Origin of the sequence: Corynebacterium auriscanis, from assembly GCF_030408435.1 — a bacterium.
GTDB lineage: Bacteria > Actinomycetota > Actinomycetes > Mycobacteriales > Mycobacteriaceae > Corynebacterium > Corynebacterium auriscanis.
Genome location: NZ_CP047046.1, coordinates 569,499 through 594,884 on the forward strand (window position 1 = coordinate 569,499; position 25,386 = coordinate 594,884).

Here is a 25,386-nt window from a genome sequence, read left to right on the forward strand (position 1 = left end):
CAGCACGAACAGAGCTTCCTGCCTGCATCAAACTACAAAAACGTTCGACCACAACAGAATCCGGGTCCCACCGAGACTCCAAGACAACACCTCACACGAAGTCAGGTGTTTCCACGATCACTAGAACTTGCCGGGCGCGCGGGTAAACCAAAGCCCCGGAGCATAGTCAAAGCACCGGGGCTTGGGATTCAAGTTACTTGGAGTTGAAGCTACCTGGGTTCAAGCTACCTAGGTCCAAGCAGGTTGGGGTTCAAGCTGCTTGGGATTCAAGTTACTTGGGGTTCAAGCTGCTTGGGATTCAAGTTACTTGGGGTTGAAGCTACCTGGGTTCAAGCTGCCTGGGTTCAAGCTGCCTGGGTTCAAGCTTCCTAGGTCCAAACAACTTGGGGTTCAAGCTGCTTGGGGTTCAAATACCCTGGGATTTAAGGCGGTTGGTCGATAAACCAGTCGCGTTTAATCGCGGAGGTCGTCAAACAGCAGTGTGGAAACGTAGCGCTCGCCGAAGTCGCACACTACCACTACGATCAGCTTGCCCTCATTCTTTGGTTTTTTGGCCTCTTCAAGGGCGGCCCACACATTTGCGCCTGTAGAAATACCGGCCAAGATACCTTCCTTCACGGCTAGCTCGCGAGCCACGCGGACGGCCTCATCCAAAGGAGCGTCGTGAACGCGATCCAGGATGTCCTTGTTCAGGTTCTCGGGGAAGAAGTTGGTACCTAGGCCCTGGATCTTGTGAGGACCAAAGTGCCCTTCGGTTAGAAGTGGGGAATCGGCGGGCTCCACACCTACGATCTCTACCTTGTCGGACTGCTCCTTGAGGTACTTGCCGGCGCCGGAAACGGTTCCCCCGGTACCTACGCCGGCAACGAAGATATCAACGTCGCCATCGGTATCTTCCCAAATCTCCTTACCGGTGGTGCGGTAGTGCACTTCTGGGTTAGCTGGGTTGGAGAACTGGCGCGCCAGGATTGCATTATCGGTGGACTCAACGATTTCGTTGGCCTTGTCCACTGCGCCCTGCATGCCGCCTGGGCCAGGGGTGAGAACTAGTTCTGCGCCAAGGGCGCGCAGCATCACGCGACGCTCATTGGACATGGTCTCTGGCATCGTCAGGATGACCTTGTAACCGCGCGCTGCGCCAACCATAGCCAAGGCGATGCCGGTGTTTCCGGAGGTCGCCTCGACGATCGTGCCGCCCGGTTTCAAGCTACCGTCTTGTTCCGCTGCGTCGATGATTGCCTTACCGATGCGGTCCTTGACGGAGTTGCCCGGGTTAGCGGATTCCAGCTTCACTGCAACCGTGGCGCCCAAGCCCTCGGTTAGCTTGTTCAGCTTAACCAAAGGGGTGTTACCAATGAGGTCAGTGAGGTTTTCGTAAATCTTAGCCATGTGGGGCCTCGCTTTCTTTGGGTGGTCCTTCGTCGAGCTGCGCATCTATTATGTTCAGCTTGTTTTGCATTATTACCGCAACTCGATTGCAGACCAATCTGTCTATTTTGTCTACTTGCGCCACTTTACACCTGTTATTTACTCGACGCCACCAGCTTCCATGGGTGAAAAGTCCCTTTGGCGCTAATCTTTTTCTGCCACAATGGGGCACATGACGAATTTCGAAACAATTCTGACCACGACCAACGAACGTGTAGCAACGATCACCATCAACCGCCCGAAGGCACTCAATGCTTTGAATAGCCAGGTTTTGGCTGATGTCACCGTCGCTGCGGAACAATTTGACTCGGACGACAGCATCGGTGCCATTGTCATCACCGGCGGGGAAAAAGCGTTTGCTGCCGGTGCGGACATCAAGGAAATGAAGGATGAAACATTCCCTGAAATCCGGGACAAGCGTCTGTTCGCGGAATGGGAGAAACTCGCCGCTGTGAAGACCCCGATTATCACCGCAGTGTCCGGCTTCGCATTGGGCGGTGGTTGTGAAGTGGCCATGATCGGCGACATCCTGCTGGCTAGTGAGACCGCCAAGTTCGGTCAGCCCGAGATCACATTGGGGGTTATCCCCGGTATGGGCGGAACGCAGCGCCTCACTCGCGCAGTTGGCAAATACAAGGCAATGGACCTCATCTTGACCGGCCGCATGATGGGCGCCGAAGAAGCCGAGCGCAGTGGACTGGTTTCCCGTGTCCTTCCAGCTGAGGGCTTCGACGAGGAGGTCCAAAAGATTGCCGCCAAGGTTGCTTCCATGAGTAGCGTTGCAACTGCGGCCGCCACGCAGATGGTGGACGAGGCCTACGAATCCACGCTCAAAGGCGGTTTGGAATCTGAGCGCCAAGTGTTCTGGGGGCTGTTCAGTACGGAAGACCAGAAGGAAGGCATGAACGCTTTCGTGGAAAAGCGCAAGCCCGAATGGAAGCACCACTAGGGGACTGGGTGTTAACGTCGGAGGCGGGGTAGCGCGGGGCGTCGAGACAAAAGGGCTGGCACAATAGGGCGCATGGCACAGACAAAGCGAGTAAGCCGCACCCTGAATCTGCCGATTGACCAAGTAAGGGAAATCGTAACCTCCGAGGCATTCCTCCTGACCAAGGAGAACATGGTGGAGGCTGGGGACTCCTGGCTGGACGAGGGGGTACGTGAGGTAGAAACGGATGGGACGGTCCGCGCGGGTGTGGACTTGGTCCGTCCTGCGCAGGAAGAAGCCGGTGTACCGGAGATGCGCACGCATCAGGACACGAAAATTTCGCCCCTGAAAGCAGAAGGGGTGGGTCGAGCGTTTGCTTTGGAATCCGCCCTACCACTGCCAGGGAACATCGGAGAAGTCACAACGCGCTACCGCTTCGCTGAAGGGGGCTCAGGGCCAGGCAGGCCAGCTGCGACGACAGAGGTTGAGGCCGTAGTCACGGTGAATTGCAAGATGCCGTTCGTGGGGAAGAAAATCGAAAACAGCATCATGGAGAACACTGAAAAAACCGTCGACTCTTCCTTGGAACGCATCCGCCGTTTCTCTTAAGTGCCTTGCAGCGTTCTCGTAAAGTTCGGGGGCAATTTTGGGGGTAGTCAGGGTGTGTTCTATACTCACCTCCTGACACTCGAAACTTGGTTGAGGGAGTATTTACGTGGACCAGCAGCGTCCCCGCGACGAAGATGAAGCCATTCTGTCTGCCTTGAGCTCTCTGAAGAATGCTACGGGCATTCCTGTGACCATGTATGGCGACATTCAGCCCGACGGGAAGATCCGAATTGGCAAGTGGCTAGGCCTTCGGACCCCAGCTCTGCATAACCTTGAGATCCCCGCGGGTGTGGGCATTGGAGGGCGTGTAGCGGCCACACGGCGACCCGTTGGCGTTTCCGACTACCTGCGCGCGAAGGCGATTACGCACGAGATGGATCGTCCAGTTCGGGATGAAGGACTGTTTTCTATTGTTGCCGTTCCAGTCATCGTTAGTCGTGAGATGCGCGGTGTGTTGTATGGCGGTGTTCATTCGCGTGCCCGCCTGGGCGATAAGGTGCTCGAGGAAGTCACGATGACTGCTCGTTGCCTGGAGCAGGACCTGGCGGTCTTGGACGCCACAAAGAACATGAAAACGGGAGCCATGGCGGGCAGCGGAGTGAAGCAAGTCCGCACGATGAGTGGTGCGGAATGGGAGCAGGTTCGCGCTACCCACTCCAAACTGCGCATGTTGGCTAACCGTGTGGAGAATGAATCGCTGCGTCGTGACTTGGAAGTCCTGTGCGACCAGATGGTTTCGCCAGTACGCGTGAAGCAAACCACGAAGTTGTCCGCCCGTGAGCTCGATGTGTTGGCGTGCGTGGCTTTGGGGCACACCAATGTGGAAGCGGCGGCCGAAATGGGTATCGGTGCCGAGACCGTCAAGAGCTACCTGCGATCCGTCATGCGTAAACTCGGCGCGCACACCCGTTACGAGGCGGTTAATGCCGCCCGTAGAATTGGTGCTTTGCCCTGATTCGAATAAGGGGAAAGCGGCCTCGCCATGGTGGCATTGACTCCAGGTCCAATCGGAGCACTGCAGTGAAAGAAGGGCAGGGTGCTCCGGAAAGGGCAACTCGCTGCGGCCTTCGACGGGACCGTATTGCCGCACTGTGAAGCCGTGAAGTGAAGGTGGCGCCCGTCCTTCTGACGGGCGCCATAAAAGCATCTAGGGTGGAATACGTGAAAGATAGCTTTCTAGTTACCGGTGGAGCGCGCCTAGCGGGCGCGGTGAAGGTCAGTGGCGCGAAAAACAGCGTGCTGAAGTTGATGTCCGCAGCTTTGTTGGCTGAGGGAACAACCACGCTGACCAACTGCCCAGAGATCGCTGACGTGCCATACATGGCAGAGGTTTTGCGTGGTTTGGGCGCCGAGGTCGCACTGGACAAGGGTACGGTCACCATCACGGTTCCGGAGAAAGTGGAGCATAACGCTGACTTTGACGCGGTCCGACAGTTCCGCGCGTCGGTGGCGGTGTTGGGCCCATTGACCGCGCGGTGCCTGAACGCCCGCGTAGCGCTTCCCGGTGGCGATGCTATTGGGTCGCGTCCGCTGGACATGCACCAATCGGGTCTGGAGAAACTGGGCGCCACGACGCGCATTGAGCACGGTTGCGTAGTCGCGGAAGCTGACCAACTACGTGGCGCCGATATCAAACTGGACTTCCCGTCAGTGGGGGCAACCGAGAACATTTTGACAGCTGCTGTCTTGGCAGAAGGTACTACTGTGTTGGACAACGCGGCACGTGAGCCTGAGATCGTGGACTTGTGCAACATGCTCAACACCATGGGTGCCAAGATCAGCGGTGCTGGCAGCAATACGATCACGGTAGAAGGCGTGGCAAAACTCAGCCCAACCAATTTTGAAGTCGTGGGTGACCGCATCGTGGCGGGCACCTGGGCTTACGCGGCGGCGATGACTCAGGGGGACATCACCGTTGGCGGTATTAACCCGCAGCACTTGCACTTAGTGCTGGAGAAGCTGAAGCTCGCCGGCGCGCAGGTAGAGACCTACCCGCAGGGCTTCCGCGTTGTACAAAATGAAAAACCCGTGGCCGTCGACTACCAAACACTACCTTTCCCAGGATTTCCCACGGACCTGCAGCCGATGGCGATTGCTCTGTGCACCGTCAGTGATGGCATGAGCGTGATTACGGAGAACATTTTCGAATCTCGCTTCCGGTTCGTCGACGAAATGATGCGCCTAGGTGCAGACGCCAGCATTGACGGCCACCACGTTGTCATCAGGGGAGTGAAAGAATTGTCCAGCGCGCCAGTCTGGAGTTCCGATATTCGCGCGGGTGCCGGATTGGTTCTGGCTGGCCTGGTTGCTGATGGTGTGACCGAGGTGCACGATGTCTACCACATCGACCGTGGCTACCCAGGATTCGAGGACCAGCTCCGCAGCTTGGGTGCGACCATCGAGCGTAAGGAGCGCTAGCGCCTCACTTGTCAGACACTCCGACTCGCTAACACCCTAATTCTCAGTTACAACGCTTCGTTGGCCTCTCGCCCCGGAAGCTCTTAACCCCGCCGTTGCGCGGGGTGTCATTTTATGTGGAGGTCTTGGGGTTGTCTGGAATTGGTGTTGGTTGGTGTGTGGTGGTGGGTTGGTTTCTTGGTGTGGACGCCTTGGGGTTGTGTGGGGTTGGTGTTGGTTGGTGTGTGGTGGTGGGTTGGTTTGTTGGTGTGGACGCTTTGGTGTTGTGTGTTGTTGGTTGGTGTTGTGTGTTGTGGTGTTTTGGTGGTGTGAGCTGGGGATTTGTGGTTGGTGTGTGGGGTGTGTAGATTTATGCAAGTCAGCGCGACGGGCTGCCCCGTGTTTGTAAGGCTTTTTTGCTTGCCGATGGTGGTGAGTGTGGCTGGGGTGTGTGTTGTGTTGGTTGTTAGGTAAGTAGCACGTTGGGTCCTGCGGCAGTGTGGGGCGGTGTTCACCCGGATTTTGTTTTTTGTTTGGGTCTAGGTTACACTGTGATTCCGTTGCAGCATGATCGCCTCAGTTTGTTGGGGTGTGGTTGTTGTGTGCGAATGTTGTTTGAGAACTCAATAGCGTGATGAACCGAAACAGTGATTGTTGTTGTTTTTGACGTGATACACGGTGACGAAACGATGCATGGTTAGACTGTCCGGATGATGCTGCCTGCGTGCCCTTTGTGTGGTGCGTGGATCATACTGTGTGTGTGGTGATGGTGTGTGGTTGTGTGTGTTATCAGCATGTGGTCGCATTTCTGTTGTGGTGTTGTTTGTGGTGGTGTTTGTGTTTGTCTGATGGTCATGCCGGTCGTGTGGTAACTCGCACGGTGATGCCTGCCTATTGTTGGTGGGGTTGGTTTGAATTGTAATCATCATGTGTGCACGTTGTGTCGTGTGTGTGTGGTGTAGGACGTGTTTTGTTTTTGTGGTCATGGATGAGTCGATGATTGTTGTTTCAATTGTTTTTGTGTGTCGGTGAGGTCACCCCCGTGACTGTTTGAGCTGATGCATTTGATTTATTTTTTGATCAGTAGTTCTTATTTTTTTGGCCATGGTTTGTGGCTCTCTTTTTTGTTGAGTCTGTTGACTGGCTTTTATGGAGAGTTTGATCCTGGCTCAGGATGAACGCTGGCGGCGTGCTTAACACATGCAAGTCGAACGGAAAGGCCCTGCTTGCAGGGTACTCGAGTGGCGAACGGGTGAGTAACACGTGGGTGATCTGCCTCGTACTTCGGGATAAGCCTGGGAAACTGGGTCTAATACCGGATAGGACCGGCCTTTAGTGTGGTTGGTGGAAAGTTTTGTCGGTACGAGATGAGCCCGCGGCCTATCAGCTTGTTGGTGGGGTAATGGCCTACCAAGGCGACGACGGGTAGCCGGCCTGAGAGGGTGTACGGCCACATTGGGACTGAGACACGGCCCAGACTCCTACGGGAGGCAGCAGTGGGGAATATTGCACAATGGGCGGAAGCCTGATGCAGCGACGCCGCGTGAGGGATGACGGCCTTCGGGTTGTAAACCTCTTTCGCTAGGGAAGAAGCCACGTGTGGTGACGGTACCTGGATAAGAAGCACCGGCTAACTACGTGCCAGCAGCCGCGGTAATACGTAGGGTGCAAGCGTTGTCCGGAATTACTGGGCGTAAAGAGCTCGTAGGTGGTTTGTCGCGTCGTTAGTGAAAGCCCGGGGCTTAACTCCGGGTCTGCTGGCGATACGGGCATAACTTGAGTGCTGTAGGGGAGACTGGAATTCCTGGTGTAGCGGTGGAATGCGCAGATATCAGGAGGAACACCGATGGCGAAGGCAGGTCTCTGGGCAGTAACTGACGCTGAGGAGCGAAAGCATGGGTAGCGAACAGGATTAGATACCCTGGTAGTCCATGCCGTAAACGGTGGGCGCTAGGTGTGGGGGTTTTTCACGACTTCCGTGCCGTAGCTAACGCATTAAGCGCCCCGCCTGGGGAGTACGGCCGCAAGGCTAAAACTCAAAGGAATTGACGGGGGCCCGCACAAGCGGCGGAGCATGTGGATTAATTCGATGCAACGCGAAGAACCTTACCTGGGCTTGACATATACGGGATCGGCGTAGAGATACGTTTTCCCTTGTGGCTCGTATACAGGTGGTGCATGGTTGTCGTCAGCTCGTGTCGTGAGATGTTGGGTTAAGTCCCGCAACGAGCGCAACCCTTGTCTTGTGTTGCCAGCACGTTATGGTGGGGACTCGCGAGAGACTGCCGGGGTTAACTCGGAGGAAGGTGGGGATGACGTCAAATCATCATGCCCCTTATGTCCAGGGCTTCACACATGCTACAATGGTCGGTACAGTGGGTTGCGATACCGTGAGGTGGAGCTAATCCCTTAAAGCCGGTCTCAGTTCGGATTGGAGTCTGCAACTCGACTCCATGAAGTCGGAGTCGCTAGTAATCGCAGATCAGCAACGCTGCGGTGAATACGTTCCCGGGCCTTGTACACACCGCCCGTCACGTCATGAAAGTTGGTAACACCCGAAGCCAGTGGCCTAAACTTGTTAGGGAGCTGTCGAAGGTGGGATCGGCGATTGGGACGAAGTCGTAACAAGGTAGCCGTACCGGAAGGTGCGGCTGGATCACCTCCTTTCTAAGGAGTTTTTATTTTGTGTTTTTGTGTTCCGGGTGAACATGATTGTTGGATACATCCTGCGTGTTGTTGTGGGGTGTGCATCACGGTCATCGCATGGTTGTGTGGTGGTTGATGAGTTTGATGTGTGTTGGTGTTGTTGTGTTGTGTTGGGGATAGCAGCGGTGTGCGTGCCTTTTTGTGGGTGCGTGTGTTTCGGTTTGTCATGTCTGTTGGGTGTCTGGGACAGCATTGTTGTGTGTGATGCATGAGAGTGTGTTCCTTGTTGTGGGAAGCGTGTGCTGTGTGTGCTGCCTGGTGGTGGTGCGTGTGGTGTGTGTTTTCGTGGTGTTTGAGAACTGTATAGTGGACGCGAGTATCTTCTTTATTTTTTTGTGATTGTAAGTGTATCTATCTGCCATTGTTTGTGGTGTTGTGTTTGTTGTTAAGGGCACACGGTGGATGCCTTGGCACAGTAAGCCGATGAAGGACGTGTAAGGCCGCGATAGGCCTCGGGGAGTTGCCAATAGAGCGTTGATCCGAGGGTGTCCGAATGGGGAAACCTGGCTGCAGTGATGTGTAGTCGCCCGCTGGTGAATTCAATAGCTGGTGTGGAGGGAACGCGGGGAAGTGAAACATCTCAGTACCCGTAGGAGAAGAAAATAATAATGATTCTGCTAGTAGCGGCGAGCGAACGTGGATTAATGGCTAAACCATATGCGTGTGATACCTGGCAGGGGTTGCGTGTGTGGGGTTGTGGGGCCTTGTTGTGCGGTGCTGCCATGGCCGTGCATCAGTCATGTGTGTTAGCGGAAGTGGTTTGGAATGGCCTGCCGTAGACGGTGAGAGTCCGGTACGTGAAAGCATGTGTGGTTGGTGTTGATGAGTGTCCCCGAGTAGCAGCGGGCTCGTGGAATCTGCTGTGAATCTGCCGGGACCACCCGGTAAGCCTGAATACTTGTATTGTGACCGATAGCGGATTAGTACCGTGAGGGAATGGTGAAAAGTACCCCGGGAGGGGAGTGAAATAGTACCTGAAACCGTGTGCTTACAATCCGTCAGAGCCTCTTTTTGTGGGGTGATGGCGTGCCTTTTGAAGAATGAGCCTGCGAGTCAGCGGCATGTCGCGAGGTTAACCCGTGTTGTGGGGTAGTCGTAGCGAAAGCGAATCCTAATAGGGTGTTGAGTGGCATGTCCTGGACCCGAAGCGGGGTGATCTACCCATGGCCAGTGTGAAGCAGCTGTAAGAGGTTGTGGAGGCGCGAACCCACTTAGGTTGAAAACTGAGGGGATGAGCTGTGGGTAGGGGTGAAAGGCTAATCAAACTCCGTGATAGCTGGTTCTCCCCGAAATGCATTTAGGTGCAGCGTCGTGTGTTTCTTCCTGGAGGTAGAGCTACTGGTTGGTTTAGCGGGACTATCATCTTAGCGACATCAGCCAAACTCCGAATGCCGGTGAAGTGAGAGCGCGGCAGTGAGACTGCGGGGGATAAGCTTCGTAGTCGAGAGGGAAACAGCCCAGATCGCCGGCTAAGGCCCCGAAGAGTGTACTAAGTGGAAAAGGATGTGGGATCGCGAAGACAGCCAGGAGGTTGGCTTAGAAGCAGCCATCCTTGAAAGAGTGCGTAATAGCTCACTGGTCGAGTGGTTCTGCGCCGACAATGTAGTGGGGCTCAAGTACACCGCCGAAGCCGCGGAACTCAACTGTTGTTGGGTTGGTAGGGGAGCGTCGTGTGGCCGGTGAAGGTGCGGGGTGACCCAGTGCTGGAGGCTATGCGAGTGAGAATGCAGGCATGAGTAGCGAATGATGCGTGAGAAACGTATCCGCCGGATGACTAAGGGTTCCTGGGTCAAGCTAATCTTCCCAGGGTGAGTCGGGACCTAAGGCGAGGCCGACAGGCGTAGTCGATGGACAACGGGTTGATATTCCCGTACCCGTGTATGTGCGCCCAATGGTGAATCAGTGATACTAACCACCCAAATCCATGCGTGTAGCACTTTGTGTTGTGTGTGTGGGGCTGCGTGGGACCTGAGCTGGTAGTAGCCAAGCGATGGGGTGACGCAGGAAGGTAGCCAAGCCACTTATTGGATTGTGGTGTAAGCGTGTGGCCCGCGCCCAGTGGTAAATCCCGGGGCGTGTATGGGTGAGGCGTGATGCGTACCCGTTGTGGGGATGTTGGTGATCCTATGCTGTCGAGAAAAGCCTCTAGTGAGTGCATACATGGCCCGTACCCATAACCGACACAGGTGGTCAGGTAGAGAATACTAAGGCGATCGGGTGAACTGTGGTTAAGGAACTCGGCAAATTGCCCCCGTAACTTCGGGAGAAGGGGGACCACTGCTGGTGACAGACTGGTTTTGAGCTGGTGGTGGTCGCAGAGAATAGAGGGAAGCGACTGTTTACTAAAAACACAGGTCCGTGCGAAGACGGTGAAGTCGATGTATACGGACTGACGCCTGCCCGGTGCTGGAAGGTTAAGAGGACCTGTTAGACCCCCTTTGGGGGTCGAAGCGGAGAATTTAAGCCCCAGTAAACGGCGGTGGTAACTATAACCATCCTAAGGTAGCGAAATTCCTTGTCGGGTAAGTTCCGACCTGCACGAATGGCGTAACGACTTCCCTGCTGTCTCAACCACAGGCCCGGCGAAATTGCAGTACGAGTAAAGATGCTCGTTACGCGCGGCAGGACGAAAAGACCCCGGGACCTTCACTATAGCTTGGTATTGGTGTTCGGTTCGGTTTGTGTAGGATAGGTGGGAGACTGTGAAGCGGCCACGCCAGTGGTTGTGGAGTCGTTGTTGAAATACCACTCTGATCGTATTGGATATCTGAACCTCGGCCCGTGATCCGGGTTAGGGACAGTGCCTGGTGGGTAGTTTAACTGGGGCGGTTGCCTCCCAAAGAGTAACGGAGGCGCCCAAAGGTTCCCTCAGCCTGGTTGGCAATCAGGTGTTGAGTGTAAGTGCACAAGGGAGCTTGACTGTGAGACTGACAGGTCGAGCAGGTACGAAAGTAGGGACTAGTGATCCGGCACCGGCTTGTGGAAGCGGTGTCGCTCAACGGATAAAAGGTACCCCGGGGATAACAGGCTGATCTTCCCCAAGAGTCCATATCGACGGGATGGTTTGGCACCTCGATGTCGGCTCGTCGCATCCTGGGGCTGGAGTAGGTCCCAAGGGTTGGGCTGTTCGCCCATTAAAGCGGCACGCGAGCTGGGTTTAGAACGTCGTGAGACAGTTCGGTCTCTATCCGCCGTGCGCGTTGAAACTTGAGAAAGGCTGTCCCTAGTACGAGAGGACCGGGACGGACATACCTCTGGTGCGCCAGTTGTCACGCCCGTGGCATGGCTGGTTGGCTACGTATGGAAGGGATAACCGCTGAAAGCATCTAAGCGGGAAGCCTGTTTCAAGATGAGGTTTCGTTTGAGGTTCCCTAGAGACTATGGGGTTGATAGGCCGGATCTGGAAGCGTAGTAATACGTGGAGGTGACCGGTACTAATTGACCGAGACTAAACATGATAACCCGTGACTGGCTAGAGCAGTGGCATACCATGTGGTGGTGTGTTGGTGTGTGGTTGGTGATGATGGTTGGTGTGGTACACGCACAGTCCATGCCGTGTGGTGTGGTTGTGAGTCGCATAAAAATTGCGTGGCACTAGTTTTTTGTGTTGTAGAGGATCTATCGTGTGTAGCTGCCTGTTGTGGGTGGGCTCGCGTCTGTTATGCAGTGTCTGGGACACTACGGCATACCAGCACCCTGTTTGTGGGTGGTTGGGTGTGTTGTTTGTTTCCTGTTGTTGGTTTGTCGGTGGTTTTTGCGATGGGGTCACGCCCGGTCCCTTTCCGAACCCGGAAGCTAAGCCTATCCGCGCCGATGGTACTGCACTCGGGAGGGTGTGGGAGAGTAGGTCGCCGCCGGCATTTATACTGTTTTTGTGTGTGTGATGGTGTGGGGTGTGTTGTCAGCAACGTGGTGTTGTTGGTGGCATGCCCCGCACCATCACACACTTTTTTTATGCCCATGTGTGGTGGGGTGGGTGGTGTAGATCGTTGTCGGTGCCACACCACCACACTCTTTTGCCCGTCTGTGCTGGTGGGGTGGGGTGTGTGGTTGTTGTGATGGGAACGAACTGTTCGTTTCTGTGGGTGGGCTTGTGCACCATCGCTCAACCGGCGCCATCGCTGTTGCAGCCGCATCCCCTCCTTGTTGAACCCTCTTTGTTTATCCCTGTTTGTCTGGCACTCTGAATGTTCTCAGCTCGCCACTGAGTGGGTCGGTGAATGTCAGCTGGGCAGCCGTTAGACCCATTGGCCGATTGAAATCCTCGTCTTCCGCAAATGGCGGGCTGGGCAGGTCAGTGTTTTTTTCGGGGTGGGTTTCGGGGATTTCCCTGATGCTCTGCGGGTACTACACCAACTAGGGTTTTGTTGTAAGGGCGACGAATGATCGCCCCGAATGGCTCAATCACTACATAATCGAGGGAGACAGCAATGTCGATCGGTACACACCCGGTTGCAGCTCGCGCAATCAAATTGGAAAAGAAGTATGGACAGGGAGAAACCGCAGTCCAAGCACTACGCGGCGTCAATGTTGAATTTGAAATGGGTAGGCTCACCGCAATTATGGGTCCATCCGGTTCCGGAAAGTCGACTCTCATGCATTGCTTGGCGGGGTTGGACTCGATCACCGGCGGGAATTGCTTCATTGGAGATACTGAGATCTCTTCCATGAAAGATAAAGAGATTACCGCTCTTCGGCGCGATCACTTGGGATTCATATTTCAGTCCTTCAACCTTGTACCGACTCTCACGGCGAGAGAAAATATCACACTGCCTAGTGATATTGCTGGTCGCCCCGTCGATGAATCATGGTTTGACGAGGTTACTAAGCGGCTGGGTTTGTCCGAGCGCCTAGGCCACCGCCCGTCAGAGCTTTCCGGTGGTCAGCAACAGCGCGTGGCTTGTGCACGTGCATTGGTTTCTAAGCCCCACATTGTTTTTGGTGATGAACCGACGGGCAACCTCGATTCCAACAGCTCGACAGAAGTTCTCAACATCCTCCGCACGGCGGTGGATAGCGACGGTCAAACGGTGGTTATAGTCACCCACGACCCACGGGCGGCTTCGTTTGCGGACCGGGTAATTTTCCTTGCCGACGGCCAAATCGTCGAAGATCTGAATCAACCATCGGCAGAGTCAATTCTGTCGACCATGGCAAAGATTCAAGAGTTGTAATCAGAAGGCGCTTGAAATGAATAAGAGTTTATGGCGCATTTCCGTGCGCAGCGTTTTGGCGAACAAGATCCGGTTTATCTTGACTATTTTGTCCGTCGTTCTCGGCACTGGGTTCATCGCTGGTTCCTTTATGTTCACCGATGCCTTGCAACGTTCGTTTGATGGCATTGTTCGAAGTAGTTTTAGTGACGTGGACGTGGCTGTTCAACCCAAACCCGGGCACCCTTTTAAGGTCTCTGACGATCTGCAATCCAAACTGAAAAACCACCCCGGAGTTGAGAAGGTTAATGTCTCAGACCAAGTAACGGCTCTTCTTGCTGACAAAGACGACCAAGTCATCAAAACAGGCGGAGCGCCTTCCGTTGTAATGGCCTTTTATGGACCTGATGACGTTGTAGGCCCACCGTTGAACATAGTATCGGGCGAAGCTCCTGTGGGTGCTAAGGAAGTGATGCTCAACCAGACAGCGGCTGAAAAGAGCAACGTGCACGCAGGCGATAAAATGTCCGTTTTTACACCCGACGGCCAACGGTTAGATGTGACCGTCAGTGGTTTGTACACTCTTGACATGGAGCTCGGGGGTTTCGCTGGGGCGGTCATGGACGAGAAAGCTTTTATCGACAACTTCACCAACGGCTACTTGAAGCAAGGCTATTTTGTTAAAGGTGCTCCCGGTGCGGACCCTGCCCAGCTAAGCCAAACGCTGGCGAAAGAATTCCCCAATGCCAAGGTAGAGGAGGGAAGTACGGTCGCGGACCGACAGTCACAGCAGATTAGAGAGGGATTGCAGTTCGTTAACTACTTCCTCGTCGCCTTCGGATTGGTCGCCTTGTTGGTTGGAACGTTCATTATTGCTAACACGTTCTCGATGATTGTCGCCCAACGCATGCGGGAGTTTGCGCTGTTGCGCTCGCTGGGCATGTCCCAAGGCCAACTAACTACCTCGGTCATCCTAGAAGCCATCTTGGTTGGGATCGTCGGCTCGCTCTTGGGGGTTGCCGCCGGAGTGGGAATCGTGAAAGCTATTTACGCCATAATGGACGGTCTTGGCTTTGGGTTGCCTTCGTCAGGATTAACTTTGACGCCCCAAGCCATCCTGATTCCACTGCTCCTTGGGTTGGTCGTCACTATCGCCAGCGCGTGGGCACCGGCCCGCCGAGCGGGCCGCGTGCACCCTGTCGAGGCAATGCGCTCTGGAGACCGGTCTTCGGCAAGTTCGCTGACAGTGCGAACGATCGCGGGTGCGGTCCTCCTAGCTGGTGGTGCTGCCGCCGCGATATTCTCCGCGTTTGCCTGGACAGGTGCGGACACGAAACCCCGGGCCATCGTTGTCGGTCTAGGTGCCTTCCTCATCATCCTGGGGACGTTCCTAGTTTCTCCCGCACTGTCGCGCGTCATCGTGCCGGGATTGGGCCGAGTAATCGGTGCGCCGTTTGGTGCTGTAGGGCGCCTTGCATCCACGAATTCGCAGCGAAATCCACGACGGACAGCTGCGACTGCATTCGCATTGGCACTAGGAATTGCCCTTGTTGCCTCTTTCGGAATGCTGGGAGCGTCCATGAAAGCTTCAATTCGTGGGGTATTGGAAAGCAATATCAGCGCAGACCTTGTGGTTGCAGGTGATTCACAGGGAGCATTCACTGTCACGCAGCCCGCTCTCCAGGACGTGAAGAAAACTTCAGGGGTGGGACGTGCCACCGCCTTGCGTGTAGCACCGCTTGAGGCTCTCGATACGAAGAAGAAGGGCGCGTCGATGATTGCATTGGACGGTCCTGTACAGGATGGAGTGAAGACAACGGTCGCGAGCGGAACGTTGGACCTGGGGGATGATGGAATGATCGCCGACAAAGACTACGCTGCGGCGAATGGTTGGGAGATTGGCGACAAAATCAAACTTGGCGTTGCCAGTGTTCCGGGAGGTGGCATGGACTCGAAGGTGCCGGATCAGATTAAGGGCAAGCCCATTGCCACTGTCACGCTGAAGGGTACCTACGAGTCAAACCAAATTCTGGGTCAAGAAGTGATTAGTCAGAATGTGGTGGATTCGGTCATGAAAAATGACTCGGTACTATCTCCATTTGCAGGAAAGATCCCCATCATCATGGTGCTGGTGAATGCTGCCGATGGTACGTCAGTCGAGGAGCTTCAAACCAACTTGGGCGATTCGCTCAAGAAGCACATCATCTTTCAGGTTTTAACACCGCAAGAAATGGCGGGCCAAAGTGCCCAATTGGTGAATGGAATGCTGAATACCTTGTACGCCCTGTTGGCACTGGCCATTATCGTGGCAGTTCTGGGAATCATCAATACCTTGGCACTAAATGTCATCGAGCGTCGCCAAGAGATCGGAATGCTCAGGGCCGTCGGTACTTTCCGGGGGCAAGTCCGTCGGATGATTACCCTAGAAGCCATCCAGATCGCAATCTATGGCGCACTGGTTGGTGTTCTTGTTGGCCTCGGATTAGGGTGGTGCTTCATCAAGGTGCTGCAAGGAACAGGACTGAATGAAATTGCAGTTCCGTGGGGACAAGTAGCAGCAATGATGGTGGGTTCTGCGGTAGTCGGAGCAATAGCTGCGTTGTGGCCAGCACACAAGGCGGCGCGCACGGCGCCTCTGGAAGCCATTACAGAGTAAGGTTTTAACCCCACTAGTCCCGGTTCGGCTTAACCCCCCCTCTACCTCCGGTTCGGCTTAACCCCCCTCTACCTCCGGTTCGGCTTAACCCCACCCGTTCAGCACGGGCTTGGCCAGCTCCGCACCGGGCAGTCGCTGAGGAACGACGAGGTTACAAGAGGGTTGGGGTTAGCTTGACGGGGTAGCGCAGAGCCGGGCACTACAATGGTCCTCATGAGTGCAGATCAGCGCATGGAGACCACGCAAACCCCCAACTCCGATATTCTCAACTTGCCGTCGAAGCCTGGGGATATCCAGCAAGGAGTGCAACCCCTCACTCCAGCGGAGCAGGTTTCGCAGTTGTCCGATTACTTCGAGGATAACTACCCGGAGCTTTTCCACTCGCTAATAGCAGACGAGGGGGCCCAATACCGAGCTCAGGGTGATGCGGTTCCGCCGGATCTGATCGCTACGACGGAGTCGCTCTGGGCGAGGTTCCCGGACCTGTTAACGCACGCTAGTCTGCTCGTTCTCGGTGCTGGTCTCGACCATCGCATGCCACATGTTGCGCAGCTCAAACCCGAGACTCAGGTGAGCGAGTGGGCCCACATTACTCCAGAATTGCCCGCCTTGCCTGAAGGCATTCGAGCGCAAGTGATTAAACCCAGCAACCCCACGGGGCAGCTAGCAATCAGCTTGCACGGCGGCCCGGGGTGGTTTGGTGATGGCGCCAGCCACGACTTCCTGTGGATGCCACTTTTCGCGGCTATCGCGGAGCAATCAGGCACAACCATCGTGGATCTTACGTTCCCCCTGCCTGGGAATAATGGCTGGTCGTGGGAACCCGCCCAGCGTGCCGTGGAAGAAGCCGCAAACACCATCTTGGATTCCGCCGATGCGCTTGATTGCACGGGGGAGGCCCCAGCTCTCGTTCCCTTCGGTTCCGGTATCCTAGCCGCAGCTACCGCCGCAGAGCGCTTTGATCGCTTCCTTTTCATGACGCCCCGCGTTCCCAGTAAGGGCTTCGCCCGGTTGCTGCGTGGGGCGTCGGTATATGTATCCCTAGCTAGCCAGGATTCCCGCGCCGATAGTGAGGCCAATGTGCGGGCATATTTCGATGCGACGGATGCGGAAGTGGAATACGACCTTAACGAATCTGAACACCTGATTGCAGCGCCAGCGGTGTGGCGCGAGCGGGTGGCAAAGGCCGCAACGTGGCTCCGAGGGCCGAACTAACCGAGGGGTTAATCGAGGGCCGAACCAATCGCGGGGTTAATCGAAGGCTGCGTTAATCGAGGGCCGAACTAACTGAGAGGCTTATTGACCGAGGGGCGCGTTAGGCGCGCAGCTGGAAATCGCTGGTGTAGGACTCGTCGAGGCAATCGCGTGTGCGGATGAGGGTATCCCGCAGGAGCTCGGCTGCTGCCGCGCGATCGCCCTTTTCAAGGAGGTCGACAATCCTGCGATACTTAGAGACATAAGGTGCCTGGAATTCATCCACCTTCGTCTTGCTGATCACGATGATGGATAGCCGCATTTTGGCAAGGATCTCGTCCATAGCTTCATCGAGTTGTTCGCTACCGGAGGCACGCACGACTGCGCGGTGAAAGTTCTGCGATTCTGTCGCCACACCGAAGTCGTCGCCAATGCGCAAACAGCGCTCTGCCTGGGAGACGTATCCTTCGAGTTCAGCAACATCAAGGTGCTCACCCCACATGAGTGCAGCAGTTTCGACGTGTGCACGGGCAGTGTAGAAATCGCGGGCCTCTTCTAGCGTGGGGGATGCGATGAAGACCCCGCGGTTCGGGATGCGTTCAAGTAACCCCTGGGCGCATAGGGTGGCGAAACTCTCGCGCAGGGTGTTGCGAGAAACTTCTAACTGCTTAGCTAGGGCCAACTCGTTGAGTTTTTCACCAGGGGTGAAGCGGCCGGAGGCAATCGCTCGACGGATGTCGGAGGTCACTTCGGTTGAACGCATGAAGTACAGCTTACTTAATGGTTTCTAAAGTTGTTAAACAACGCGGCTACTTGAATTACACAAAGATCGCACATTTACCCTCATTAGTGTTGAATAAAGAACTAATAAAGGCACCCGTCGTTGAAGGAAAACCAGTAAGTGCTTTCTATCAAGGCTGGTTACCGGTATTGTTAAGGACGAAGTTCGTATGTAATTAACCTTGTCCCGTGGAATCCAGAATGGCCCTTTCGGAGATGCGTTCTAGGATCTGCAAACCGTCGAACAATCGCGCGCGCTCATCATCCGTGAGCTCACGGAGCAATTCCAGCAGCGTGGAATTGCGGGTTGTGTTGGCGCGGTCAACTGCCTCTCGGCCTGCATCGGTAATACTTAGAATTACTGCCCGGCCGTCTTCCGGCGCACGGGAACGCGTGATGTACCCCAGGGTCTCAAGAGAGGAAGCGTGCTGGCTCATCGAGGGTTGGCTCACGCCCGATAAACGTGCCATCAATGCCATGGGTCGCGGGCCCTCTTTGAGCTGATTAAGGGTACTTGTTTGGTTGATCGTCAGTTCGGCGTTGCCATGCAGGATGCGCATCATGTGCACACCTTTGCGAACGCTATCGCGAGTGAGGACTGCTAGGTCCTCGCCAGAGTGGTTCTCCGAGGCAGGGGAGGTTCCAGAAGCCTTTGAACGATCTTGATTTTCAGCCACAAATTCATCATACCGCGGCGCATTTTCAGGAGCGTAACAAACCTCTAGATAATTACTTATCTAGAAGCAAAAGGTTTCGCTTCGTTCGCTTCACCTCGGCCAGGCGATCGATTCCCTTCTCGATCTTCTTCCAATCGCGTTCTGGAATGGCCTGTTCCGCCTTGCGCCACACTTCTTGATCAGAGGTGCCCCACGCGACAGGCATCGGGGAAATCTCCTCGTATGTGTGTTGACTACGGAAAGAACGATTGCCCAACACAGCCATCGATGGCACACGCGCGCCAACTTCGCGCCGCACGCCCGGCACACTCGTTACAACGCGACCCGCTAGTGCAGGTTGAGTACCGCGAGCCTCGGGTTCCGCGGCGGCGTCAACATAAGCAAGAAGGAAAATATCCCGAGCGTTCACCTCTGCGATAACGGCAGGGACCAAGTGGTAGGCATCGTAATACTCCTGCGGGGTGCCCATCTTTTTAGGCAAGACAGGGATGAGTGCCAGGCTGAGCAGAGCGAAAACACCCAGGATGATCGCTGCCGCGATACTGATGAGCACCACCCCTTTGATGGCGAAAACCACGCCGATGATGATCACGAGAATAAGCGCTAAAAGGGCAGCGGAGATTTGCGCGCGCTTCGCATCACGGAAGAACTCATTGTGCTTGCGGGCGTAGCCCTCTTCGACGTTAAAACGGAAATTAGTCATGTTTAATACAAGTCCTCAGAATCCATGATGCGGTAGCCGTACCCTTGCTCGGCTAGAAAACGCTGGCGATGGGCAGCATAATCCGCATCTAGTGTGTCACGGGTAACCACGGAATAGAAGAAGGCCCCGCCACCATCGGGTTTGGGGCGCAAGATACGGCCCAAACGCTGCGCTTCTTCCTGTCGAGAACCGAACGTCCCCGAAACTTGGATCGCCACGGACGCGCCCGGTAGGTCAACGGAGAAGTTGGCCACCTTACTGACCGCTAGCACCCGAATCTCCCCATCGCGGAATTGTTGGTACAGTTTTTCGCGCTTCGCTGTGCCCGTGCGGCCGTCAATGACGGGGACATCGAATTTTTCGGCGATTTCCTCTAGCTGGTCCAAGTACGCACCAATGATCAGCGTGGGCTCGTTGGGGTGAAGTTCCAAAATGCGGCGCACCACCGTGTTCTTCTTCGGTGAGGTTGCTGCCAGCCGGTACTTATCGGATTGCTCGGCCACGGCATAGGCCATTCGCTCGTCATCATCGAGCTGGATGCGCACTTCGGTACAGTCAGCCGGGGCGATCCAACCTTGGGCTTCGATGTCCTTCCATGGCGCGTCGTAACGCTTCGGCCCAATCAGGCTGAACACATCGCCCTCGCGCCCATCCTCGCGTACCAGCGTGGCGGTTAACCCCAGCCGGCGCCGGGATTGCAGGTCACTGGTCATGCGGAAAACTGGGGCGGGTAGTAGGTGGACCTCGTCGTAAATGATCAAGCCCCAGTCACGGGAATCAAAAACCTCGAGGGCTTTGAACTCGCCCTTGGTCTTGCGCGTAATCACCTGGTAGGTAGCGATGGTGACCGGGCGGATTTCTTTCTTCTCGCCCGAATACTCGCCGATTTCTTCCTCCGTCAGAGTTGTGCGGCGGATCAGCTCATCGCGCCACTGCCTGCCCGCGACGGTGTTTGTGACCAAAATCAGGGTGGTGGCTTTGGCCTTCGCCATCGCAGCTGCCCCCACCATGGTTTTACCGGCCCCACAGGGTAGGACGACCACACCGGAACCGCCTTCCCAGAAGCTGTCCGCCGCCATATCTTGGTAGTCGCGCAACTGCCACTGTTCGTGTTCCTGCGATAGCGAAATCGAATGCGCTTCACCGTCCACGTAGCCGGCCACGTCCTCAGCCGGCCACCCGACTTTCAACAGCTCTTGTTTCAGGCGTCCGCGTTCGGATGGGTGCACCACCACGGTGTCCGCGTCGATGCTTTGCCCCAGCATCGGCTTGATCTTCCGGTGCCGCTGGATTTCGGCGAGCACGGCCGGATCTTTGGATTCTAGAACTAACCCATGCGCGGGGTGCTTCGCCAAGGTCAGTCGCCCGTAGCGGTCCATTGTTTCCGCGATATCAATCAATAGTGGCTGCGGAACGGGGAAACGAGAGTATCGCTCCAGCACATCAACTACCTGTTCGGCATCGTGGCCTGCTGCGCGGGCATTCCACAGAGCCAAGGGAGTGATGCGGTAGGTGTGCACGTGTTCGGGAGCGCGCTCTAGTTCGGCAAATGGAGCCAAAGCATTGCGCGCGTCGCCAGCTGCCGGGTGATCGATCTCCAGCAGTACAGTTTTATCGGATTGAACGATCAGGGGGCCATCGCCAAGAGGCAAGCCGATCATCTCCATTTCCAGTCATTTGAGCACACCATTGCCTGTGTGTGCCGTGGCACGCCGTGGTACGCCGTGGTGCATCGCGCGAAGGTCTTTGCGGGGGCACGTGTCAGGTCAAACGAGTTATACCGGGCCGACCCACGAGGAACTTCGTAGGCGCGTATCAGTACAAACACACAATTGTATCGTGCATTCCCGCACTCAGGGCAGCGCCTGCGGGCGAACCCATTCGATCTGGCTGATATTGATCTGCACAGGCGCCCGATCCGCCACTGTCACACCCATCACCCGGGCGGGCTCCGCCATCACTACGTCGATGACTTCCTCCACGGCCTCGCCGTTAGGCTGTACAAACCGCACACTGACCGGCTGTCCCATTTTCAGCGCTTGGCGTAGGGCTTGCTTGATCTCGCGCACCGTATGGAATTGTGAGGGTAGCGGCTGGCTACGCTCGCCTTTCGCTGCCGTTTTTGCTTCTTGCTCCGCGGCTGGCCCCGCCGTTTGCTGTTGTGGCTGTTTTGTTTCTTTACCCGACGCCCCGCTGCCCACCTCTTCCGCAGCATCCATTCGGCGCTGGTTTTCCACTGCGCTCAAGATGGTTTCCCATTCCCCGTGCCAAAAAGTTTCTTCATCCTCGGCCGGGATCGGGTGGGTAATAGACGCCACGATGTACTTCGGCGTTTGATTGTGCAACGGTACGTGGCTTTCGGCTGCGTTGTTATGCAACCGTTCCGCATCCGCGATGGTGTACTGCAATGATTGGGGTACTGCGGACCAGCCGCCGGGGGTCATCTCTGTCAGGAATTCCTTCACCTCCGTTTGGGTCACTCCTTCGGCGTACGCGCCGAGGATCGCCTGGGTGGTGACACGCCACACGCTGGCCATCCCGCTGGATTCTTGAACGGCGATGCTGCGTAGCCGGGCAGCGTGCTGTGGGCTCAACAATCCGGGAGCCATGATCGTGTGGTCGCTTTGGATAATGAGGTATGAAACCGGTGCAGGCAGTAGATCGGCCAGGCTCGTGCTGAGCGTGGCAAACAACACGGTGGGATCGGTACCGGCCGGGGTGGAAAGTACGTCCGCAAGCCGGAAGGCGCTGATAGCGGGATCTTCACCCACGACCAACCCTAAGCTGCGGGCCTCGGAAAATAGGTCGCGCCACATTTCCGACGTGGCTGTATGAGCAACAGCGGGGTTGACCCGCCACATCGTCTGCTCTGGGGACAAGGGCCCTGGTGATTGCGGGGAGGGGGAAGAGGAGGGCGTCGAGAAACAAAAAGAAAAGCACTGACGTGCGCGGGTGGCGGCGAGAACGAAGAGTTGGGGTTCGAAGGCCCGCGCGTCCGCGTGGGCGATATTCCACGGCGCGTATGCGCTGCGCGACCACGCCAGGAGCAACTGCGCCCATTGATCGGCCAGGGAGCTGTCGAGGAACTTTTGGCCAGAGGCAGTGATACCCCAGTGTGGGCTGGGAAATTCCTCGTTGGACGGCGCCAGGTAGCCCGTAGCCACCAGGCCGGTTTCAATAGCTAGAGTGAGTCGTGACGTGAGGTCTGCCTCCGCGATCCGTAGGCGCTTGGCGGATTTAGCTAGATCGCGCAAACCAATTCCACCGTCGGTGAGGGGCTCGATCGGGTGTTGGCGCAGGTCGACCAGCAGATCGGTGAGCTCCAAGATGGTTTGGATGGCGTTCGCTACAGCACTCGCGGTGGTGTTCTGCGAAGAACAGTCTTTCCCAGCAGGTTGTTCGTTTCGGGCAGGTTGTTCGTCCCCAAGAAGCTGCCCCGCAACGCCCGGGCGAGGCAGCGCGTAATGGGGGCATCCGGTGGGCAGGAAATCTCCGCCGGGCTCACTGATGATTGTGTTTTCCAGGTACTGCGCGATCCGGCCAGTCAGGCGGACGGTCGTCTCGTCCAGCTGATCGAGTAACCCGTTGCGCACCATCGTCGGAAGAGGAGCGGAGGGATCACCGTCTGGACCCACGGATGCGGAGTGCCCCACACCACCGCTGGCATGCAGCGTTTGTAGCAGACGACGCTGTCGGGCGGGGAGATTATCCACCGCGGTAGGAATATCTGCCGTGGGGATGGTGCTGCGGTGGTGGTCGGCGAGCGCCCACGCTTCACTTGTCGCAGGATCGAAGTACGACGCCACGGTGGGCGCGATCTTGAGCTGCCGGGTGCATGGAGCTTCCTCGGGAGTGTGGTCCCGAAACTGCCCTGGGTTTAGTCGCCACCCCGGGCCGTAGATGAAGCCATGTGCAGCCAGTTTGTGAAGAGCGACGATGAGGTCATCGTGGTGGGGTTGGCGGGGAAGTGGGGTGCCGGCGATGTTCAGTAGCTCGTCTGCGGTCTCGATGACGTCCTGAACGGTCACGGGGTACGTGGTGGCATCTAGTTCGGTAGCAGCGTGGAGCAGGAGAAGGTCGATGGATCGCAACGAAGCCACATCCGTCACATCGTGAAGCGCTGTGGGGCGGATCGCAGCGAGATCTTGATCCGTGTGTCCCGCGAGCCATTCAGTGAAGGTAGGAAAGCCGACAGTCATAACTGCCTAATTCTACCTATAGGGGGTAGAACTAGGTATTTACTTTGGCTGGGTGGGGTGTGTTTTTGGGCTGGATATGGAATGATGAGCCTATGGCTAACGTAAACAAAAAAGGGTATGTAGACGCTGGCTGGCCGTCTGACATCCCAGAAGGTCAACACGCAGTAACTGAGCTCGTAGCTTTCTCCGCCGGTGCTCTGAGCCCGTACGGTGATCTGGAGTTCCCACTGGATCCCTCCACCCTTTCCTACGTTCACCCTCACACGGTGATTAACCGCTAACTGCCCTCCCTCTTTGGGGTTCGCGTTAGCGACGGCTAAAGGCCCGCTTCCATCTTTGCGATGGTAGCGGGCCTTTAGCATTTCGCAAGGTCAGGTTCTGCCTAGCCAGTGCTGCGTGGACGGGAGCGGGGGCGGCCCCGGGGTGGGGACCCGTGGCTGGTCAGGGGTGACTTACCACGGGGCCACCCGGAACCGACGGCTAAGACTTAGCGTGTCTAGCGTGGCAGAACAGCGTGCACAGCACCCTTGTTTGCTTTGTAGAAAGCGTTGAGCTGGTGACGGTGAGCCTTGTAGAAGTGATTCAGCTGTGGAGGTACGGAGTAGCCGGCAGCCTCGATGCGGTCGACGATGTTTTCCCATACAGCGTCCACTGCCAGGGTGTTCTTCTGGGCAGCTAGGTCACGAACGGCCTGCTTTACCGCTGGGGCTGGAGCAGGCTTTGGTGCGGCCTTAGCCTTAGGCGCAACGGTGCGAGGGGTTGGTGCGGAGTTCAAGCCCAGCTTTGCAGAGCATGCTGGCCATGCGCCCCAGCCCTGACCTGCCAGAACCTTTTCAGCCACGGCGATCTGCTGCTCGCGGGTTGCCTGGTATGCGTATGGTGCGTACTTCTGGCCACCATAAGCGTTCCACGTGCTAGGAGAGAACTGCAGGCCACCGTGAAAACCGTTGCCGGTGTTGATGTGCCAGTTGCCGCCGGCCTCACACTGAGCTAAGCGATCCCAGTCGGAATCGGGGGCTGCGGAGGCTGCAGGGGTGATTGTGGCAGATGCGCCAACTACGGCCATGCTGGCTACGGTCAGGCGAGCGGCGGTAGAGAACGTATTGCGCTTAGTGTGGCGTCCCATGTATTCGTCAGTTTCCCTTCGGGTTCTGGCTAGATCCACGTCGCGAGGATTGTGTGGAGCTGAACCGTTCGTTTCGTTTCTCGATCTGGGGCAGTAACCAGCCCGAAGGCTGGCGTCCAAATGGAGGTCCGTTTGACCCCTGCCCTTTGGCATGCCCGTTACGCTACTGGTTTGTCACGATTGAGTCACGTTTTTATCAAAACTAGATTTGATGGTGTCGACCGAGGGGAGGCGCTCAAAAGCCGGGTTATCCAGCGGTTTATCAAGAAGTTGTAGCTTCGTTACATTTTCGTAATGTGACGAAGATCACACATTGTGTGACTTATGTGAAACCACCATGCCCTTCCGAGGTATCCGAATCCCTAATTCCAAACTTGAGAGTTATGCGGTATCCTTAAACTTCTGTTTATTTCTAGGCTCAACTCGAATTTAAGGTGATGTGAACCATGCCTACAGGAAAAGTGAAGTGGTACGACGCGGATCGCGGCTATGGCTTTGTGAGCAATCCTGGTGATGAAGACGTTTACGTCGGTTCGCAAGTCCTGCCGGATGGTGTGGACGAGCTGTTCAAGGGTCAACGCATGGAATACGAGTTCGTCGCTGGCCGCCGCGGCCCGCAGGTGCTGAGTATCACGCACCTCGATGAGGCTCCGCGCCGCGCACAACGGAAGTTCAGCACCGAGGAACTGCACAAGATGGTGCAGGACACGATCACGCTGCTGGATGGTCGCGTGCTCCCCGTCCTCCAGGCGGGCCGCCGACCAGAGCGTAAGGAGTCCAAGCAGATTGCGGACATCCTGCGCACGATTGCTCGGGAGTTGGACGCTTAG

Annotated in this window: 16 protein-coding genes and 3 rRNA genes; 12 read left to right on the forward strand and 7 right to left on the reverse strand. The window is 56.2% G+C overall.

Features of this window, described 5'->3' with window-relative positions:
- Positions 1–453 precede the first annotated feature (453 nt).
- Entirely contained in the window at positions 454–1,389 is a 936-nt protein-coding gene (cysK, locus tag CAURIC_RS02395) for a cysteine synthase A (protein ID WP_035113212.1), read from the reverse strand.
- Positions 1,390–1,591: 202 nt separating this feature from the next.
- On the opposite strand from cysK, the gene CAURIC_RS02400 reads away from it, so the two are divergent.
- From CAURIC_RS02400 to CAURIC_RS02445, 10 genes are all read left to right on the forward strand, one after another.
- On the forward strand, positions 1,592–2,377 hold the full coding sequence (locus CAURIC_RS02400; RefSeq protein ID WP_052094755.1) for an enoyl-CoA hydratase-related protein: 786 nt from the start codon (positions 1,592–1,594) through the stop codon (positions 2,375–2,377).
- A 72-nt stretch (positions 2,378–2,449) separates the two neighbouring features.
- Positions 2,450–2,965 (forward strand): DUF2505 family protein, encoded by a 516-nt coding sequence (locus CAURIC_RS02405; protein WP_035113214.1) that lies wholly within the window; start codon positions 2,450–2,452, stop codon positions 2,963–2,965.
- A 106-nt stretch (positions 2,966–3,071) separates the two neighbouring features.
- A complete protein-coding gene (ramA, locus tag CAURIC_RS02410; RefSeq protein WP_035113422.1) occupies positions 3,072–3,920 on the forward strand; it encodes an acetate metabolism transcriptional regulator RamA in 849 nt (282 codons plus the stop codon).
- Positions 3,921–4,126: 206 nt separating this feature from the next.
- Complete coding sequence (murA, locus tag CAURIC_RS02415) at positions 4,127–5,383, forward strand: UDP-N-acetylglucosamine 1-carboxyvinyltransferase (RefSeq protein WP_290183213.1); 1,257 nt, start codon at positions 4,127–4,129, stop codon at positions 5,381–5,383.
- 1,125 nt (positions 5,384–6,508) lie between these two features.
- Positions 6,509–8,029 (forward strand): 16S ribosomal RNA (locus tag CAURIC_RS02420).
- A gap of 414 nt (positions 8,030–8,443) precedes the next feature.
- Positions 8,444–11,526 (forward strand): 23S ribosomal RNA (locus CAURIC_RS02425).
- Between the two features lie 285 nt (positions 11,527–11,811).
- Positions 11,812–11,928, forward strand: a 5S ribosomal RNA gene (gene rrf, locus CAURIC_RS02430).
- Together the 16S, 23S and 5S rRNA genes form the textbook arrangement of a ribosomal RNA operon.
- A 570-nt stretch (positions 11,929–12,498) precedes the next feature.
- Positions 12,499–13,242, forward strand: a complete 744-nt coding sequence (locus tag CAURIC_RS02435) for an ABC transporter ATP-binding protein (RefSeq protein WP_035113216.1) — start codon at positions 12,499–12,501, stop codon at positions 13,240–13,242.
- A 16-nt stretch (positions 13,243–13,258) separates the two neighbouring features.
- A complete protein-coding gene (locus CAURIC_RS02440; protein ID WP_035113217.1) occupies positions 13,259–15,877 on the forward strand; it encodes an ABC transporter permease in 2,619 nt (872 codons plus the stop codon).
- 213 nt (positions 15,878–16,090) lie between these two features.
- Positions 16,091–17,092, forward strand: coding sequence for a hypothetical protein (locus tag CAURIC_RS02445; RefSeq protein ID WP_235700654.1), 1,002 nt, complete (start codon positions 16,091–16,093; stop codon positions 17,090–17,092).
- 100 nt (positions 17,093–17,192) lie between these two features.
- Here CAURIC_RS02445 and CAURIC_RS02450 read toward each other — a convergent pair whose 3' ends face one another.
- From CAURIC_RS02450 to CAURIC_RS02470, 5 genes are all read right to left on the reverse strand, one after another.
- A complete protein-coding gene (locus CAURIC_RS02450; RefSeq protein ID WP_035113218.1) occupies positions 17,193–17,834 on the reverse strand; it encodes a GntR family transcriptional regulator in 642 nt (213 codons plus the stop codon).
- Between the two features lie 193 nt (positions 17,835–18,027).
- Positions 18,028–18,528 (reverse strand): MarR family winged helix-turn-helix transcriptional regulator, encoded by a 501-nt coding sequence (locus tag CAURIC_RS02455; protein ID WP_052094762.1) that lies wholly within the window; start codon positions 18,526–18,528, stop codon positions 18,028–18,030.
- Positions 18,529–18,580: 52 nt separating this feature from the next.
- The gene (locus CAURIC_RS02460; RefSeq protein WP_290183219.1) at positions 18,581–19,231 is read right to left on the reverse strand and encodes a DUF3239 domain-containing protein; all 651 of its coding nucleotides are present in this window, start codon (positions 19,229–19,231) and stop codon (positions 18,581–18,583) included.
- A 2-nt stretch (positions 19,232–19,233) separates the two neighbouring features.
- Positions 19,234–20,883 (reverse strand): DNA repair helicase XPB, encoded by a 1,650-nt coding sequence (locus tag CAURIC_RS02465; RefSeq protein ID WP_156963388.1) that lies wholly within the window; start codon positions 20,881–20,883, stop codon positions 19,234–19,236.
- Positions 20,884–21,084: 201 nt separating this feature from the next.
- Positions 21,085–23,430, reverse strand: a complete 2,346-nt coding sequence (locus CAURIC_RS02470; protein WP_290183221.1) for a helicase-associated domain-containing protein — start codon at positions 23,428–23,430, stop codon at positions 21,085–21,087.
- Between the two features lie 92 nt (positions 23,431–23,522).
- Between CAURIC_RS02470 and CAURIC_RS02475 the strand changes: the two genes are divergently transcribed.
- The gene (locus CAURIC_RS02475; RefSeq protein WP_035113219.1) at positions 23,523–23,711 is read left to right on the forward strand and encodes a hypothetical protein; all 189 of its coding nucleotides are present in this window, start codon (positions 23,523–23,525) and stop codon (positions 23,709–23,711) included.
- A gap of 215 nt (positions 23,712–23,926) precedes the next feature.
- Here CAURIC_RS02475 and CAURIC_RS02480 read toward each other — a convergent pair whose 3' ends face one another.
- Positions 23,927–24,556 carry a resuscitation-promoting factor Rpf1 domain-containing protein gene (locus CAURIC_RS02480; protein WP_035113221.1) on the reverse strand — a complete coding sequence of 210 codons (630 nt, stop codon included), beginning with the start codon at positions 24,554–24,556 and terminating at the stop codon, positions 23,927–23,929.
- Positions 24,557–25,002: 446 nt separating this feature from the next.
- On the opposite strand from CAURIC_RS02480, the gene CAURIC_RS02485 reads away from it, so the two are divergent.
- The gene (locus CAURIC_RS02485) at positions 25,003–25,386 is read left to right on the forward strand and encodes a cold-shock protein (RefSeq protein ID WP_035113222.1); all 384 of its coding nucleotides are present in this window, start codon (positions 25,003–25,005) and stop codon (positions 25,384–25,386) included.